The sequence below is a fragment of the Kribbella orskensis genome (assembly GCF_004342085.1).
Lineage (GTDB): Bacteria > Actinomycetota > Actinomycetes > Propionibacteriales > Kribbellaceae > Kribbella > Kribbella orskensis.
This window is the reverse complement of record NZ_SLWM01000004.1, coordinates 609798-623733: the sequence shown is the minus strand read 5'-3', so window position 1 is coordinate 623733 and position 13936 is coordinate 609798. Positions and strand designations below refer to the sequence as shown.

The 13936-nt window shown below is 67.7% G+C and carries 15 protein-coding genes; 11 read left to right on the top strand and 4 right to left on the bottom strand.

Annotation, left to right across the window (positions count from 1 at the left end):
• The first annotated feature begins 126 nt into the window (after nucleotides 1-126).
• The gene (locus tag EV644_RS15115; RefSeq protein WP_132188874.1) at nucleotides 127-795 is read left to right on the top strand and encodes a hypothetical protein; all 669 of its coding nucleotides are present in this window, start codon (nucleotides 127-129) and stop codon (nucleotides 793-795) included.
• A gap of 43 nt (nucleotides 796-838) precedes the next feature.
• Here EV644_RS15115 and EV644_RS15110 read toward each other — a convergent pair whose 3' ends face one another.
• On the bottom strand, nucleotides 839-1588 hold the full coding sequence (locus EV644_RS15110; RefSeq protein ID WP_132188873.1) for a DUF899 family protein: 750 nt from the start codon (nucleotides 1586-1588) through the stop codon (nucleotides 839-841).
• A gap of 156 nt (nucleotides 1589-1744) precedes the next feature.
• Here EV644_RS15110 and EV644_RS15105 point away from each other — a divergent pair, with 156 nt between their 5' ends.
• The 5 genes from EV644_RS15105 (at nucleotide 1745) to EV644_RS15085 (ending at nucleotide 7109) form a co-directional block, all read left to right on the top strand.
• Nucleotides 1745-2692, top strand: a complete 948-nt coding sequence (locus EV644_RS15105) for an RNA polymerase subunit sigma-70 (RefSeq protein ID WP_132188872.1) — start codon at nucleotides 1745-1747, stop codon at nucleotides 2690-2692.
• A gap of 167 nt (nucleotides 2693-2859) precedes the next feature.
• Nucleotides 2860-3528 carry a hypothetical protein gene (locus EV644_RS15100; protein WP_132188871.1) on the top strand — a complete coding sequence of 223 codons (669 nt, stop codon included), beginning with the start codon at nucleotides 2860-2862 and terminating at the stop codon, nucleotides 3526-3528.
• Between the two features lie 210 nt (nucleotides 3529-3738).
• Complete coding sequence (locus EV644_RS15095; RefSeq protein ID WP_132188870.1) at nucleotides 3739-4764, top strand: aldo/keto reductase; 1026 nt, start codon at nucleotides 3739-3741, stop codon at nucleotides 4762-4764.
• A 51-nt stretch (nucleotides 4765-4815) separates the two neighbouring features.
• Nucleotides 4816-5640: an NADPH-dependent oxidoreductase gene (locus EV644_RS15090; RefSeq protein ID WP_132188869.1), complete on the top strand. Its 825-nt coding sequence runs from the start codon at nucleotides 4816-4818 to the stop codon at nucleotides 5638-5640.
• Between the two features lie 74 nt (nucleotides 5641-5714).
• Complete coding sequence (locus tag EV644_RS15085; protein WP_132188868.1) at nucleotides 5715-7109, top strand: sensor histidine kinase; 1395 nt, start codon at nucleotides 5715-5717, stop codon at nucleotides 7107-7109.
• On the opposite strand, the gene EV644_RS15080 is transcribed toward EV644_RS15085, so the two are convergent.
• The 3 genes from EV644_RS15080 to EV644_RS15070 are packed head-to-tail and all read right to left on the bottom strand — an operon-like array spanning nucleotide 7072 to nucleotide 9030.
• Nucleotides 7072-7476 (bottom strand): hypothetical protein, encoded by a 405-nt coding sequence (locus EV644_RS15080; protein WP_132188867.1) that lies wholly within the window; start codon nucleotides 7474-7476, stop codon nucleotides 7072-7074. The genes EV644_RS15085 and EV644_RS15080 overlap by 38 nt on opposite strands.
• Nucleotides 7477-7485: 9 nt before the next feature.
• Nucleotides 7486-8163 (bottom strand): response regulator transcription factor, encoded by a 678-nt coding sequence (locus tag EV644_RS15075; protein WP_132188866.1) that lies wholly within the window; start codon nucleotides 8161-8163, stop codon nucleotides 7486-7488.
• A gap of 60 nt (nucleotides 8164-8223) precedes the next feature.
• Nucleotides 8224-9030: a PIG-L deacetylase family protein gene (locus tag EV644_RS15070; RefSeq protein WP_132188865.1), complete on the bottom strand. Its 807-nt coding sequence runs from the start codon at nucleotides 9028-9030 to the stop codon at nucleotides 8224-8226.
• Between the two features lie 110 nt (nucleotides 9031-9140).
• On the opposite strand from EV644_RS15070, the gene EV644_RS15065 reads away from it, so the two are divergent.
• From EV644_RS15065 to EV644_RS15045, 5 genes are read left to right on the top strand one after another with little or no spacing between them, the layout of a single operon-like run.
• Nucleotides 9141-10145: a lysylphosphatidylglycerol synthase domain-containing protein gene (locus EV644_RS15065; protein ID WP_132188864.1), complete on the top strand. Its 1005-nt coding sequence runs from the start codon at nucleotides 9141-9143 to the stop codon at nucleotides 10143-10145.
• Nucleotides 10142-11245: a glycosyltransferase family 4 protein gene (locus tag EV644_RS15060; protein ID WP_132188863.1), complete on the top strand. Its 1104-nt coding sequence runs from the start codon at nucleotides 10142-10144 to the stop codon at nucleotides 11243-11245. The genes EV644_RS15065 and EV644_RS15060 overlap by 4 nt, the downstream gene beginning before the upstream one ends.
• Nucleotides 11242-11841, top strand: coding sequence for a DedA family protein (locus EV644_RS15055; protein WP_241998162.1), 600 nt, complete (start codon nucleotides 11242-11244; stop codon nucleotides 11839-11841). Before EV644_RS15060 ends, EV644_RS15055 begins: the two co-directional genes overlap by 4 nt.
• Complete coding sequence (locus tag EV644_RS15050; protein ID WP_132188862.1) at nucleotides 11838-13211, top strand: FAD-binding oxidoreductase; 1374 nt, start codon at nucleotides 11838-11840, stop codon at nucleotides 13209-13211. The genes EV644_RS15055 and EV644_RS15050 overlap by 4 nt, the downstream gene beginning before the upstream one ends.
• Nucleotides 13208-13792 (top strand): SDR family oxidoreductase, encoded by a 585-nt coding sequence (locus tag EV644_RS15045; protein WP_132188861.1) that lies wholly within the window; start codon nucleotides 13208-13210, stop codon nucleotides 13790-13792. The genes EV644_RS15050 and EV644_RS15045 overlap by 4 nt, the downstream gene beginning before the upstream one ends.
• Nucleotides 13793-13936: the final 144 nt, after the last annotated feature.

The window sequence follows — 13936 nt, the reverse complement described above, 5'->3', positions numbered from 1 at the left end:
GTGAGGCCAGAGGCCGCCGGTTCGGTGCATTCTGGCGCTCTGGGCTCGAAGCAGGGGACTGAGAACATGAGTGAGACGACGCGGTCAGATGGCACTGATGGAACTGATCCCGATACCTCCCGCGGCATGAGCCGACGCGTCCGGTCATGGTGCATCTACCTGGCCACCGCGGCCGGACTCTTCTGCGTGATCACCACCTGGGGTCTGCAGTGGGCTCTCACCAGCATGATCCTTGTCGGGGTGTCGACGGCTCTTGTCGCCGCCACGGTCTGGGCAGAGGAGGGGCGGCACGCGGTGCCCAGGATCGCTCGTTTGGCGTTCGCCGCCGGGCTGATCGCAACGGCGGCTGTGGGCCTGGTCGTGGTCTGCAAGCTGGCCGGCGTCCTGGTCGTGCTGATGCTGGTTGGGACCACGCCCGCTCTCACGTCGCTCGTCCGGGCTCGACGGCTCGCCCGGGACGGTCTTCCCGTAGTACAGCCGGAGTCGGCTACACCTGACCTGCCCGCACCGTGGGGCCAGCCCTCCCTGAACAGGTCTGCGGCGGAACCGGTGCGGGAGCTCAAGTCTCTCGACGATGACGCCTTGTGCCTGGCGTGGCGCCGGAGCTTCCTCCTGCTGGAGGAGGCCCGGTCGGCGGTGGAGCGCCTGTCCATCGTCGAACAGCGGCAGAAGTACCTCGACGAGCTCCATCAGCGATCTCCGGAGGGAGTCGCTGCCTGGCTGGCGTCGGGCGCACGAGCATCCGGCAACCCACTTCCCTATCTGACCGACCGTCAACGCCGCCAACCCGGCTGACCCAGGGTCCACTACCTCCCGAGGGTTATCTGCTCGACGTACCTCATTCGCAGCAGTGTCCGCCTGGTGCGCCGGTGGATTCGTCGTACGGTGCGGCGCCCGGTCTGGTCCATTGCGGGACGGGGCGGCCGTCCTTCTTCCACCAGGTGCCGGTCCGATCCTGCGGCCAGCCCGCCGGCGAGTCCTCCCAGTCTTCCTGGCGGCCGTAGACCGTCAGATCGAGCAGGTGGGCCTGCAGCATCGTCGTTTCGACGCCGCGACCGATCGTCTCGTTGGTGAGGAACACCCGGTCGCCGTCGCGCAGGTAGCAGGCGATATAGCCCGGTTCGTCGAGGAGCCCGGCGCCGACGCCGCGATCTTCGACCCCGAGCATCGAGTACCACGGCAAGGTGTAGCCCATGAATTCGCGGAACGGCGCGATCTCCTGCCACGGCCCCTCGCAGAAGACCGCGAAGGAGACGCCGCGATGGTTCAGGTAGCTGACGTCGTGCACGTCGACGATGCTCGCGGTGCAGCCCTCGCACTGGCCTTCGATTCCCGCGCCGCGGTGCCACATGTGCTTGTAGGCGATGAGTTGGTCGCGGCCGTCGAAAACGTCCAGGAACGATACTGGCCCGTTCCGGCCGACCAGCGTGGCCGAGGCGTCGACCTCTGCCATCGGTAGCCGGCGCCGAGCCGCCGCGATCGCGTCTCCCTCACGGGTGTGGGCCTTCTCCCGGACGAGGAGGGCTTGGCGTTCACGGCTCCAGGTCTCACGGTCGACGATCGGCGGCGATGCGGTCGCTCCAGTCATTGGGTTCTCCTCGTCGGTCTGAGCCAGTGCAGGCTCGCTGGGTGTTATGAATATCGACGAGCGACCCGGCGAATCGTCATCGCACTTTCTTCGCGACGGCGTCCGGTACGGCGTAGGTACGGTGACGACCACCATGATCCGGGAGGACCTGAACCCATGACGAGCACTGCGGACGAGGTGTGGTTCCGGGACGCGTTCGAGGAGCACCGGCGTCCGTTGCATGCGCACTGCTACCGGCTCGCCGGGAACGTCGCGGACGCGGACGACCTGGTCCAGGAGACCTTCCTGCGCGGCTGGCGCTCCCGTACGCAGTACGAGGGGAGGGCATCGATCAGGACCTGGCTCTACCGGATCGCCACCAATGTCTACCTCGATACCCGCAAGGCTGCGGCGCGACGGACAGTGCCAGTCGGTGACCCGATGGAGTGGTGCACCGATATCGGCCCCTATCCCGACTCGCTGCTGGGCGAGGACCCGGTATCGGACCTGGTGGCACGGGAGACCGTCGATCTCGCGCTGATCGCCGCGCTGATGTATCTGCCGCCACGGCAGCGGGCGGCGTTCGTACTGCGTGACGTCTCCGGCTGGACACCGGCCGAGATCGCCGACGGTCTCGGCCTCGAGGTGCCCGCGGTGAACAGTCTGATCCAGCGCGCCCGGAAGACCCTTCGTCACTATGCGCCAGGTGATTCCCGTGACTGGCGCAGGCCGGTGCTGACCAGCGAGGACGAGGAAATCCTCCGTCGCTATGCCGCGGCTACCGATCCCACGAGCTTCCGGGAGTTGCTGGCCGAAGACGTACGCATCACCATGCCGCCGGACCCGCCAGTCGCCGGGATCGACGCCGCGGCCGAATTCCTGAGCAGGCCCCTGGACTGGCGCACGTTCCCGTCCGCTGCCAACGGCCGGCCCGCCCTGATCTGCTATCTCCGTCGCCCCGGCACCGATCAGTACGAGGCATTGGTCGTCGACGTCCTGACGATCGAGAACGGCAGGATCGTAGCGAGCAACGCCTTCGTCGGAGCCCACCACGTCGCCGCGTTCGGCCTCCCCGCCGGCATCGAACAGCACGAAGCCCTGATCCCGCAATCGTCAGGACAGTAACGGGCGGACCTCCTGGCCGACTTTCTACGCGGTTTCACCCCGCACGGAGGAGGCCAGAGGCTGCCGGTTCGATGCATCCTGGCGCTCTGGGCTCGAAGCAGGGGACTGAGAACATGAGTGAGACGACGCGGTCAGATGGCACTGATGGGACTGATCCCGATCGCGGCATGAGCCGACGCGTCCGGTCATGGTGCATCTACCTGGCCACCGCGGCCGGACTCTTCTGTGTGATCACCACCTGGGGTCTGCAGTGGGCTCTCACCAGCGTGATCTTTGTCGGAGTGTCGGCGGCCATCATCGCCACCTCCATCTGGGCAGAGGAGGGGCGGCACGCGGTGCGCAGGATCGCTCGTTTGGCGTTCGCCGCCGGGCTGATCGTACCGGCGGCTGTGGGCCTGGTCGTGGTCTGCAAGCTGGCCGGCGTCCTGGTCGTGCTGATGCTGGTTGGGACCACGCCTGCTCTCACGTCGCTCGTCCGGGCTCGACGGCTCGCCGGGGACAAGCTTGCCGGAGTAGAGCCGCAGTCGGCGATACCTGACCTCTCTGAACCGTCGGGCCAGCCCTCCCTGAACAGTTCTGCGGCGGAACCGGTGCGGGAGCTCAAGTCTCTCGACGATGACGCCTTGTGCCTGGCGTGGCGCCGGAGCTTCCTCCTGCTGGAGGAGGCTCGGTCGGCGGTGGAGCGCCTGTCCATCGTCGAACAGCGGCAGAAGTACCTCGACGAGCTCCATCAGCGATCTCCGGAGGGAGTCGCTGCCTGGCTGGCGTCGGGCGCACGAGCATCCGGCAACCCATTTCCCTATCTGACCGACCACCAACGGCGCCAAGCCGGCTGAATCGGGGGACCCGTCGCTGCCCAGCCTTGCCTGGATCGCGGCTGGATCGACGCGTCCCCGAATTGGCTGTGTCCGCCAGTCATCAGATCGTCGTCCCACGCCACGCAGTCGCCGACTCGTGGCGCCCGGATGGCGAGATGCGAGACGGCGGCGGCGGAGTTCGCCGTACGGTTGAAATGTCTATCAGATCACTAGGGTAAATGAGGGCCGATGACCTTCGAGGCTGCCTACCGCGCCGCTGACGACCGGTACCAGCGGTTGGAGTATCGGCGGGCCGGGAACTCCGGGCTCGACCTGCCTGCGTTGTCGCTGGGGCTGTGGCAGAAGTTCGGCACCGACTACCCGTTCGAGACGCAGCGCGAGATCCTGCTGCACGCCTTCGACCTGGGCGTCACGCACTTCGACAACGCCAATCGGTACGGTCCTCCGCACCGCGGCGCGGAGAAGGTCTTCGGACGTGTACTGCGCTCGGACCTGGCGCCCTATCGCGATGAGCTGATCCTGACGACCAAGGCCGGCAACCCGATCGGCCCGAGCCCTTACCTGAAAGGTGGTTCGCGCAAGTCGCTGCTGGTCTCACTCGAGCACAGCCTGCGCGACCTCGGCACCGACTACGTCGACATCTTCTACCACCACCGACCTGACCTCTCCACCCCGGTGGAGGAGACGGTCGGCGGGCTGGTGAGCGCGGTCCAGCAGGGCAAGGCGCTGTACGTCGGCGTGTCCAACTATCCGACCGAGCGCGCGCACGACGTGGCCGAGCTGCTGCGCGGGGCCGGGGTGCCTCTGTTGGTGCACCAGCCGCGGTACTCGATCTTCGACCGCGGGCCCGAGAACACCGGGCTGCTCAAGTTGGCGGCCGAGGACGGCTTCGGACTCGTTGCCTACAGCCCCTTGGCTCAGGGCCTGCTGACCGACAAGTACCTGGACGGAACCATCCCGGCGAGTGCTCGAGCCGCGAACAGCAGCTTTCTCTCGCCCGATCAGATCGACGACTTGTACCGCGAGCGGGCGACCGCGCTCAACGAGATCGCCCGGCAGCGCGGCCAGTCCCTGGCTCAGCTCGCCCTCCAGTGGGTACTGCGCCAGCCGCAGGTCACCACCGCGTTGATCGGAGCGAGCTCGACCAGCCAGCTCGACCACAACCTCGCCGCGCTGGACTTTCCACCCCTGACCGAGGAGGAGCTCGCACTCATCGACCAGCACGGGATCCACAGCACCGGTCAGCGTGCCTGAGCGCCATCCGCCACATCTCGACCACTACTCAGGCCGATTTCAGGAGACGCCATGACCGTATCCCCGGAAACTTCCTATCGATTGCGCTATGGATCGGAGGCGCCGTTCGACCTGCCGGCTCGATGGACCGAGGTACTGGCGAACCAGCTGGCGCACAGGTCGGTACGCAGTTACCGGTCCGACCCGGTCTCCGACGAAACGTTGACGGCGTTGGTCGCCGCGGCGCAGTCGGCGCCGACCTCGGGCAACCTCCAGCTGTGGAGCGTTGTCGCGGTTCGCGACGAAGGACGACGTACACGGCTCGCCCAGCTCGCCGGTGATCAGCAGTTCATCGTCCAGGCGCCACTGCTGCTGGTCTGGCTTGCCGACCTCGCCCGGGCGCGACACGTGACCGAGGAGATCGGCCTCGCCACCGCGGAGGGCGCGGACTTCGTCGAGAGCGCGCTTCTGGGTTTCGTCGATGTCGCCCTCGCGGCGCAGAACGCGTCGCTGGCCGCCGAGTCGCTCGGATTGGGGACGGTGTTCGTCGGAGCGATCCGGAACCGGCCGCTGGAGGTGGCCGCGGAGCTCGATCTGCCGCCGAACGTGTTTCCTGTCTTCGGACTGGTGGTCGGCCACCCAAATCGGCTCGACGAGACGACCGTCAAGCCGCGCCTGCCGCAACAGGCGGTCCTCCATCACGAGCACTACGAACTCGAGCCGCAAGCGGTCCACGTGGACACCTATGAGGAGTTGCTCAACAGCTACTACTCCGCCGCCGGCCTGCCCCAGAGCTGGGTGCAACGAGTCGCCACCCGCTTCGGCAGTATCGCCGGTCTGAACGGCCGCGAACACCTGCGCGAAGCCCTCCGCATCCGCGGCTTCCAACTGCGCTGATCGGTGGTTGCTGGTGGCACTATGACGTGAGGTGACTTCGCGCGGCTCGGAAGCAGCAGAAGGAGGTGTGCCCGATGAGAATGCCGGCGTTCATTCGCAGGTCCGGAGTGAGGGCACGCTCGACTGGAGCTGCGTTGTTGGTGGTCGCCGCCGCGCTGGCAGTCGGTGCGGCGATTCTGTTGCTGTTGTTGCAGCGAACCCTGATCACGAGCGTCGCCGACCAGGCTGAATCGCGTGCCTTCGACGTGGCGAACCAGGTGCAGGAGGAGGGCCAGAGCGGGCTGGCTCAGGAGTTGGTCGAGAACACGCGCGTGTCGCAGCTGATCCAGGTGGTGAACGCGCAGAACAAGGTGGTGGCGAGCTCGTCGCCCCGCGGCGCCGGTGCTCCGCTGACCGATGCCAGGCCGGACTCCGGGCAGACCGTGCGCGACGAGGTCGGCGAGATGCCGTTGCTCGACGACGACCACCCCTACCTGATCATTGCCCGTGGCACCGAGTTCCAGGGTGCCCCGTACACGGTCGTCGTAGCGTCGTCGGTGGAGACCCAGCGAGACACCGTGACCACCGTGACGACCTACCTGCTGGTCGGCTTCCCGGTGTTGCTCGCGCTCGTCGGCGTCGCGACCTGGATGCTCGTCGGCAGGGCGCTACGGCCAGTTGAACGAATCAGGTCGAGGGTGCACGGAATCGGCGTCGAGCAACTCGCGGAGCGGGTTCCCGTGCCGGCCACCGACGACGAGATCGCCAAGCTGGCGGTGACCATGAACGAGATGCTCGACCGGTTGCAGGCGGGGCAGGAGACGCAGCGACGGTTCGTCGCGGATGCGAGCCACGAACTCCGTTCGCCGATTGCCAGCCTGATGGCGGCCCTGGACGTGATCGTCGCGGACGAGTCCGGCCAGGCCGCGCCCGAGCTGCACCAGGTGATGCAAGCGGAGACCGAGCGGATGCGGCGGCTCGTCGAGGATCTCCTCCTGCTCGCCAAGGCAGACGACACCGGGCTGCAGATCCTGCGGACCGACGTAGACCTCGATGATCTGGTCGACGTCGAGCTCCGTCGCCTGCGTACTGCGGGTGGGCCGTCCGTTGAGGGCGTCGTACCGGCCGTCCGAGTCACGGGTGACCCGGACAAGCTCAGCCAGGTGCTCCGCAATCTGGCCGACAACGCCGTACTGGCGGCTCACGGAAGAGTGCGGTTCACCTTGGCCGAAGAGGGCGGAACCGCGACGGTGACGGTGGAAGACGACGGGGACGGTATCCCCGAGCAGGAGCGGTCCCGGGTGTTCGAGCGGTTCGTCCGGTTGGACGCGAGCCGAGATCGTGGCAGCGGTGGCTCTGGACTCGGACTGGCGATCGTGGACGAGGTCGTCCGAGGTCACGGCGGTACCGTCGAGATCAGTGAGTCGGCGCTGGGCGGCGCGCGCTTCGTGGTCAAGCTTCCTGTCGCTGCTCCGGCTGCTGTCGGCTGAAGTAGGCCACCAGCGTGACCAGCGCCAGCCAGGTGACGGCCGCCGAGCCGGCCATGGCGAACAACAGCAACGCAGGCGCCCGCAGGCTGTGAGTCCAGCGCCACAGCAGCAGCGCCGCAATGAGCATGAGGATCACGAGCACGGGTACGTCGCCGATGAAGGTGAGTGCTCGAGCCAGAGCCGTCAGCACAGGAGTCCGGCTGGCTACCGCATCTGCGGCGAACTCGGGGTCGAAGGCGGCGAGGCCGTCTGACTCGGTCGCCGCGTCGGCGAGCCCGATCACTCCGACGGTCCCGGCCACCGCAACCACGGCGCTCGCCACCGGTACGGCGTACCGGCGGGTGCTCAGTTTCGTTTCTTCTTGCATCGTGGTCATTCAGCCGCCATCGCTGTCGAGTCGGTACCCCATGCCGCGGACCGTTTCGATCGCGTGCCGGCCGAAGGGGGCGTCCAGTTTCAGCCGGAGGTAGCGGATGTAGACCTCGACCACGTTCGGGTCGCCGTCGAAGGCGGGATCCCAGACGCTCTCGAGGATCTCCATCTTGCTGACCGTGTCGCCGCGGTGCCGCATCAGGAACTCCAGCAGGCCGTACTCCCGTGGAGTCAATGTCACCTCCTGCCCGGCGCGCTCGACCCGGCGCCGGGCCGGGTCGAGCGTCAGGTCGCCGGCCACGAGGACCACCGGGCGCTCGGGTCCGCCGCGCCGGATCAGGGCCCTGAGCCGGGCGACCAGGACGAGGAAGCTGAACGGTTTGGTCAGATAGTCGTCGGCGCCGAGATCGAACGCGTCGGTCTGGTCGTATTCGCCGTCTTTCGCGGTGAGCATCAGTACCGGTGTCCAGACTCCACGCTCGCGTAGCTGTTCGAGCACCTTGTAGCCGTTCAGCCGGGGCAGCATGATGTCGAGCACGATCACGTCGTAGCTGTTCTCGGTCGCGGCCCAGACGGCGTCCTCGCCGTTGTCCACGAGCTCGACCACGAACCCGGCGTCGGTGAGCCCGCGCCGTACCGTGTCGGCCAGCCGCACCTCGTCCTCCACCATCAGCACCCGCATGTTCCCAGTCTGTCCCCGGTTCGCTGAGAATCCGCTGAGTGACCCCGAGAGCGGATGGAGTCAGCGTTGTCTGAGGGTCGCGAAGAGGTCGTCGGCGAGTCTGTGCGGGGAGCGGCCGCGCTCGACGAACCATTCGTGGCCGAGGATCCGGCGGAAGAGCCAGGGTGGCAGCCTGAGGAGCAGCGCGAGGGTGCGGGCGTCGTCGTCGGAGCTCGCCTGGCTCGCGTGCGCCTCGAACGAGCGGCGCTTGGCGTCGGCGTACGCGCGGACGTCGACCCGGTGGGTGAGGTACTCGCGGGCCGTGTAGGCGCCCGCGAAGTCGGCGGCGTGGATGTCGGGCAGGATGCCGGGCAGGGTTTCGACCAGCCGGATCAGACGGCGGATCATGGTGCGGTCGATCGTTGCCTCCAGCACCAAGGGAGTGGCGGCCAGGCGAGCGGCATAGAGCCCGGCCGTGTGGACCTGCTGATGGTCGGGGTGACCGTAGCCGCCCGCCGGATCGTAGACGGTGAGGGCGTCGGCCTTCTCCTCGACAAGCAGCTCGGCCAGTGGCGCCGCCGCCTCGATCACAGGTAGCGCGCTGAAGGTGCCGAGTGCCGGGGCGGTTGAGCGGGACCAGCCGGAGTCCCGGAAACCGAAGCGCACAACGCGTGCGCACCCGAGGGCATCGGCGGATCGGTCGAGCTCGTCACGGCGATGGGCCGCGAGGTTCGACCGGTACTCCGTTGACGCGGCGCCGGCTTCACCGTCCGTCGCCACGGCGAGCACGACGCGGTGCCCCTCGGCGGCGGCGCGCGCGAGAGTACCGCCCATCAGCAACGCCTCATCATCCGGATGCGCGTGGAAAGACACCAAGGTGTAGGGCATCCAACCACGATGGCACGTGGATTCCACCGGACCGAACTGCTCTCAGGGCCCTCTCAGCGACCTCCTTCCACGATGAGGCGACACAGGTCGAACGCGGAACAGGATCCCGGATGAGGACAGCTGGCAGAACCCGGCGCACGATCACCTCGGTGCTGACCGGCACCTTCACCGTGGCTCTGGTCGCGTTACTACCACGAGCGGTCGGCACCAGTTGGGTGACAGTCGGCGCACTTCTCGGTCGCCTCTCGCTGCCCGCCATCGCCGTACTGGCGCTGGTCTGGATCGCCGGCCTCTGGGCGCATTCGTTCGTGCTGGCCGCCTCGCTGCCCGGACTCACCAAACGCCGCGGGCTGACGCTGAGCCTTACCGGCAGCGCCGTCGCAAACGTCTTGCCCTTGGGTGGTGCCGCAGGGACTGGCCTCAACTTCGCCATGACCCGCCGCTGGGGCTTCAGCTCGACCGCTTTCGGTGGCTTCTTGGCGGTCACCACTCTCGTCAACGTCGTAGCAAAACTGGGCGTTGTCGCTGTAGCTCTGGCCCTCGCCCCCATCGCCCACACGGCGATCGCACTGCCCGTGGGGCGCACCGGCCTGCTGCTGGTCCCGGTCCTGGCCGCCCTGGTCGCTGTCGTCTGGTTCCTGGCCGGCGCGAACTCCGCGACCGCGGCAGGTCGCGGCCTCGACCGTGTCGCCGGTGTGATCAGGAAACGACCTGAGTTGGAACGATCTCTGCCCGCGTTGCGTGAATCGGTTCTGCGGGTGGTCCGGGGTGGGTGGCTGTCTATGACGGCGGGAATGGTCGCCTACCTGCTGCTGCAGCTTGCCCTTCTCGGGTTGTGCTTTCAGTTGCTGGGGACCTCGCTGAGTCCACCAGTGCTGATCACCGGGCTGGCCATCGAGCGGTTGCTGACGCTCATCCCGATCACGCCGGGTGGCGTGGGTGTCGTCGAGGTGGGTACTGTCGCGGCGCTGGTGGCTCTGGGTGGTGAGCCGACCGCCGTGACTGCGGGGATGATGTTGTTCCGCGGTTTCACGTATCTGCTGGAGATCCCTGTCGGGGGAGTGACCCTGGCGCTCTGGTTGCTGGTGAACCGCAAGCGGGCGGTGGCGGCGTGAGGGTCGCGCTCGTCACCGACGTCTATCTGCCGCGGCTGGGTGGGATCGAGTTGCACGTGCACGATCTCGCGGTCCAGTTCCGCCGGTCAGGTCACGCCGTCACCGTCTTCACCTCCACCGCCGCCCCCTCGCCGGTCAACGACGTCCCCGTACTGCGCATGCCCTCCCTCGCGGGCATCCCCACCTCCACAGAAGTGCTCCGCCGCGAACTCCGATCCGGTGAGTACGACGTGGTCCACGCGCACACCTCGTTCTTCTCCCCGCTCGCCTGGCGCGCGACCCGGATCGCAGCCGACCTCGACCTCCCAGCGATCGTCACGCTCCACTCCCTGCCGGCATCCGAGGACGTCCTCCTTCCGTGGCTACTCGCCCGGGTCGACCGCGACTTCGGCCCTCGGGTGCGGTGGACCGCCGTCAGCGAGGTGGTGGCGCGAAGCCTGCGCAAGGCCTTGCCGCACCGGGCGATCGCAGTACTGCACAACGGCATTGATCCCGCGCCCTGGCAGCAACCTCCGCGGCTCGACCATCCGTTGACCGTCGTGAGCACGATGCGGCTGACCCAGCGGAAGCGTCCCGGCGCACTCCTCGGGACGTTGCAGGACATTCGTCGCAGACTGCCCGGCGACCTCCCAGTACGCGGCGTGGTGGTCGGAGCCGGTCCTCAGGGAGCCGCGATGGTCAGAGCGACCACGCGTCTAGGCCTCGACTGGGTCGAGCTGCCCGGCCGCCTGACGCGCTTCGAGATACAGCAGCTCTACGCCTCCGCCGACATCTACCTGGCTCCCGCTGAACTCGAGTCCTTCGGGGTCGCAGCGCTTGAAGCCCGTTGTGCCGGACTGGCCGTGGTCGCGATGGCGTCAGGCGGCGTCGGCGAGTTCGTCCGTGACGGAGTCGAGGGCTTCCTGGTCGACAGTCACCAGGAGATGGCCCGGGTCGCCTCGGAGCTGCTGACCGACCGTCCGCTGCTCCGGAAACTGCAGTCCCACAACAGATTCACCGACCCCGCCATGACCTGGCCGACCGTGGTCAACCAGCACGTTGACCTCTACAACGCCACTCAGCCTGCTCTCAGCACCGACTACCTAACGTCGGGAACATGATGAATCTGCTCGACCCGCAGAGCCTGCTGTCCCAGCTGGGTCCGTGGGCGGTACTGCTGGTGATGTTCGCCGAGACCGGTCTGCTGATCGGATTCTTCCTGCCTGGTGACTCCCTGCTGTTCACCGCCGGCCTGTTGACCTCCACCGGCATTCAGCTGTCCTTGCCGCTCACCCTGGTCTTTGCGCCCGTAGGAGCGGTGATCGGGGCCCAGGCCGGCTACCTGATCGGCCGCAAGCTCGGTCCGTCCATCGTGGAACGACCGCGGCTGAAGCGCGCGGCGGTACGGTCCAGGGAGCACCTGGAGTCCTACGGCGTGGGCAGGGCCGTGGTGCTGGCCCGTTTCATCCCCGGCGTCCGCACGGTGATGAACCCCCTGGCCGGGGCCCTGCGGATCGATGCCACGGTCTTCGCTCGCTGGCAGGTCACCGGTGGCGTCGTCTGGACGGTCGGGCTCGTGCTCGCCGGACACCTGCTCGGCTCGCAGATCCCCGGTATCGACCAGTACTTGCTGCCGATCATCGCGGTGATCGTCGTGGTCTCGCTCGTGCCAGTGGGACTGGAGTTCCTTCGGCAACGCTCCCGGCCCGCCGCATGACCCCCGAGTATCCAACCGTCGCGCTGTCTGGCTGGGGCCGATCGTCTCGCCGCCGGAGTATCGTCCGCCGGCCGACCACCGACGAGGAGTTGATCGAGGTGGTCACGGCCGGCAGCCAGTTGACGGTCCGCGGCGCCGGGCGCAGCTACGGTGACGCGGCGCTGTCCGAGCAGGGCATCGTCCTGGACCTGACCGCGCGCAACCGGGTGCTGTCGTTCGACCAGCGCAACGGCGTGATCGTGGTCGAGGCCGGAGCCGTACTCGCTGACCTGATGGATCAGGTGCTCCCGCTGGGGTGGTCGCTCCCCGTCCTGCCGGGCACTGCACGCATCACGGTGGGCGGCGCCCTCGCCAGCGACGTACACGGGAAGAACCACCCTGGTGCCGGCTCATTCGGGCAGCACGTGCTCTGGCTGGCCCTGCTGGACGCGGACGGCACGACCACCGAACTGTCGGCCGGCCACGACCCCGATGGCTTCTGGGCCACCCTCGGCGGCATGGGACTCACCGGTGTGATCCTGCGCGCAGCTATCCAGCTCCAGCCCCTGGAGACGGGCTGGGCGATCCAGCGCCGCAGAAGGACCCGCTCGCTCGACGAAACGATCGAGGTACTGCGTGAGCTGGCCACGCAGCAGGAAGGTGATCCCAACCTGCATGGGGTCGCCTGGCTCGACACCCACACGCCCGGGCCAAGACTCGGCCGTGGCGTAGTGGACGAGTCGCACCCGGCCCTGGTCGCCGATCTGCCACCAGCAGTCCAACTACAACCCGATCGGCGGCGATTCGCCACGGGTCGAGCCATCCGGTCACTACCCGGACCTGGAGTGGTCTTCGGGCCCACGATCGCAGCAGCCTCGGCCGCGAGGTGGCACTTCGCCGGCGCGAGCAACCAACGCCTGCTCCCACTCATGTCCGCGCTGTGCCCGCTGGATCGCGTTGACGCCTGGCCTGCCGCCTTCGGACGCCGCGGCCTGATCCAGTACCAATTCGCCGTCCCAAGTGAGGCGACTGCCGTACTGCGACGCGTGCTCGCCTTCCTGGTCGGGAGCCGGATGGCGCCTGCACTCACCACGCTGAAGAACCTCGGATTCGGTACGGCCGGTCCGCTGTCCTTTCCTCTTCACGGCTGGACACTGGCGGCCGACCTGCCCGCACGCTGGGTGCAGGACGACAGCAGACTGCACTCGATCGACGCGATGGTTGCCGACGCAGGCGGCCGCGTCTACCTGGCCAAGGACTCCACAGTGGACCCCACTGTCATCCCGGACATGTACCCGCGGCTCAAGACCTGGCAGCGGACCCGGGATCGCCTCGACCCGGACCGGCGTTTCACCTCCGCTCTCGCCGAGCGACTGAACCTCCTGTCATGACCAGTACCGCTCTGCTGGTCGGAGGCTCCTCGGAGATCGGGATCGCCGTACTGAAGAAGCTGCTCGGTCCGCCACCGCGCGATGTCGTCCTCGCCGGCCGCCCGAGTGGCCAGCTCTGGCAGAACGCCGAGGAGCTCCGCGATCTCGGCTACCACGTCACCAGCGCGCAGTACGACGCGACGCTGCATGCAGGCGAGATCGAGGGTCTGCTCGCACACCTGTCCGCACACCACCCGGTCGGCCTGGCTGTGATCGCGGTCGGATCGATGTCGGCGGCGTCCTTCGAGGACGGGCTGGTGGTGAACGGGCTGGCGGTTGCGCTGCTCGTCCACGCGTTGGTGCAGCGGCTCACCGACGGGCAACTGGTCCTGCTGTCGTCGGCTCTACGTCGCCGGACAGGGCCTCACCCTCGCCACACTCGCGGCGGCGATGCAGCAGGCCGGCATCCAGGAGGGCATGGAGCTCGACATCCACGCCGCCATGGTCAGCTTCGACATCGAGCATCCGCATGGCGATGGCTCGATCAGCAGCAAGCGCCTGCTCGAATCGATGACCTCCCCGGTGGATCGCTACCTGGTTGACGACCAGCGCGACTTCTTCTACGTCGTGGCCCGATGACCGAGCTCCAGAACCGTCCGGCCGTCGTACGGCGAAGCGCTGGTGGCTGGTCGCTGTTGAGGTTGAGCCGGCCGCAGCAATGGCACAAGGCTGCCATGTTGTTCGCG

What these genes read in the sequence shown, in the direction of transcription:
- EV644_RS15105 (WP_132188872.1), top strand. Translation starts at nt 1,745, where the DNA reads ATGACGAGCACTGCGGACGAGGTGTGGTTCCGGGACGCGTTCGAGGAG.
- EV644_RS15045 (WP_132188861.1), top strand. Translation starts at nt 13,208, where the DNA reads ATGACCAGTACCGCTCTGCTGGTCGGAGGCTCCTCGGAGATCGGGATC.
- EV644_RS15085 (WP_132188868.1), top strand. Translation starts at nt 5,715, where the DNA reads ATGAGAATGCCGGCGTTCATTCGCAGGTCCGGAGTGAGGGCACGCTCG.
- EV644_RS15050 (WP_132188862.1), top strand. Translation starts at nt 11,838, where the DNA reads ATGACCCCCGAGTATCCAACCGTCGCGCTGTCTGGCTGGGGCCGATCG.
- EV644_RS15070 (WP_132188865.1), bottom strand. Translation starts at nt 9,030, where the DNA reads ATGCCCTACACCTTGGTGTCTTTCCACGCGCATCCGGATGATGAGGCG.
- EV644_RS15075 (WP_132188866.1), bottom strand. Translation starts at nt 8,163, where the DNA reads ATGCGGGTGCTGATGGTGGAGGACGAGGTGCGGCTGGCCGACACGGTA.
- EV644_RS15115 (WP_132188874.1), top strand. Translation starts at nt 127, where the DNA reads ATGAGCCGACGCGTCCGGTCATGGTGCATCTACCTGGCCACCGCGGCC.
- EV644_RS15110 (WP_132188873.1), bottom strand. Translation starts at nt 1,588, where the DNA reads ATGACTGGAGCGACCGCATCGCCGCCGATCGTCGACCGTGAGACCTGG.
- EV644_RS15095 (WP_132188870.1), top strand. Translation starts at nt 3,739, where the DNA reads ATGACCTTCGAGGCTGCCTACCGCGCCGCTGACGACCGGTACCAGCGG.
- EV644_RS15065 (WP_132188864.1), top strand. Translation starts at nt 9,141, where the DNA reads ATGAGGACAGCTGGCAGAACCCGGCGCACGATCACCTCGGTGCTGACC.
- EV644_RS15055 (WP_241998162.1), top strand. Translation starts at nt 11,242, where the DNA reads ATGATGAATCTGCTCGACCCGCAGAGCCTGCTGTCCCAGCTGGGTCCG.
- EV644_RS15100 (WP_132188871.1), top strand. Translation starts at nt 2,860, where the DNA reads ATGAGCCGACGCGTCCGGTCATGGTGCATCTACCTGGCCACCGCGGCC.
- EV644_RS15080 (WP_132188867.1), bottom strand. Translation starts at nt 7,476, where the DNA reads ATGCAAGAAGAAACGAAACTGAGCACCCGCCGGTACGCCGTACCGGTG.
- EV644_RS15090 (WP_132188869.1), top strand. Translation starts at nt 4,816, where the DNA reads ATGACCGTATCCCCGGAAACTTCCTATCGATTGCGCTATGGATCGGAG.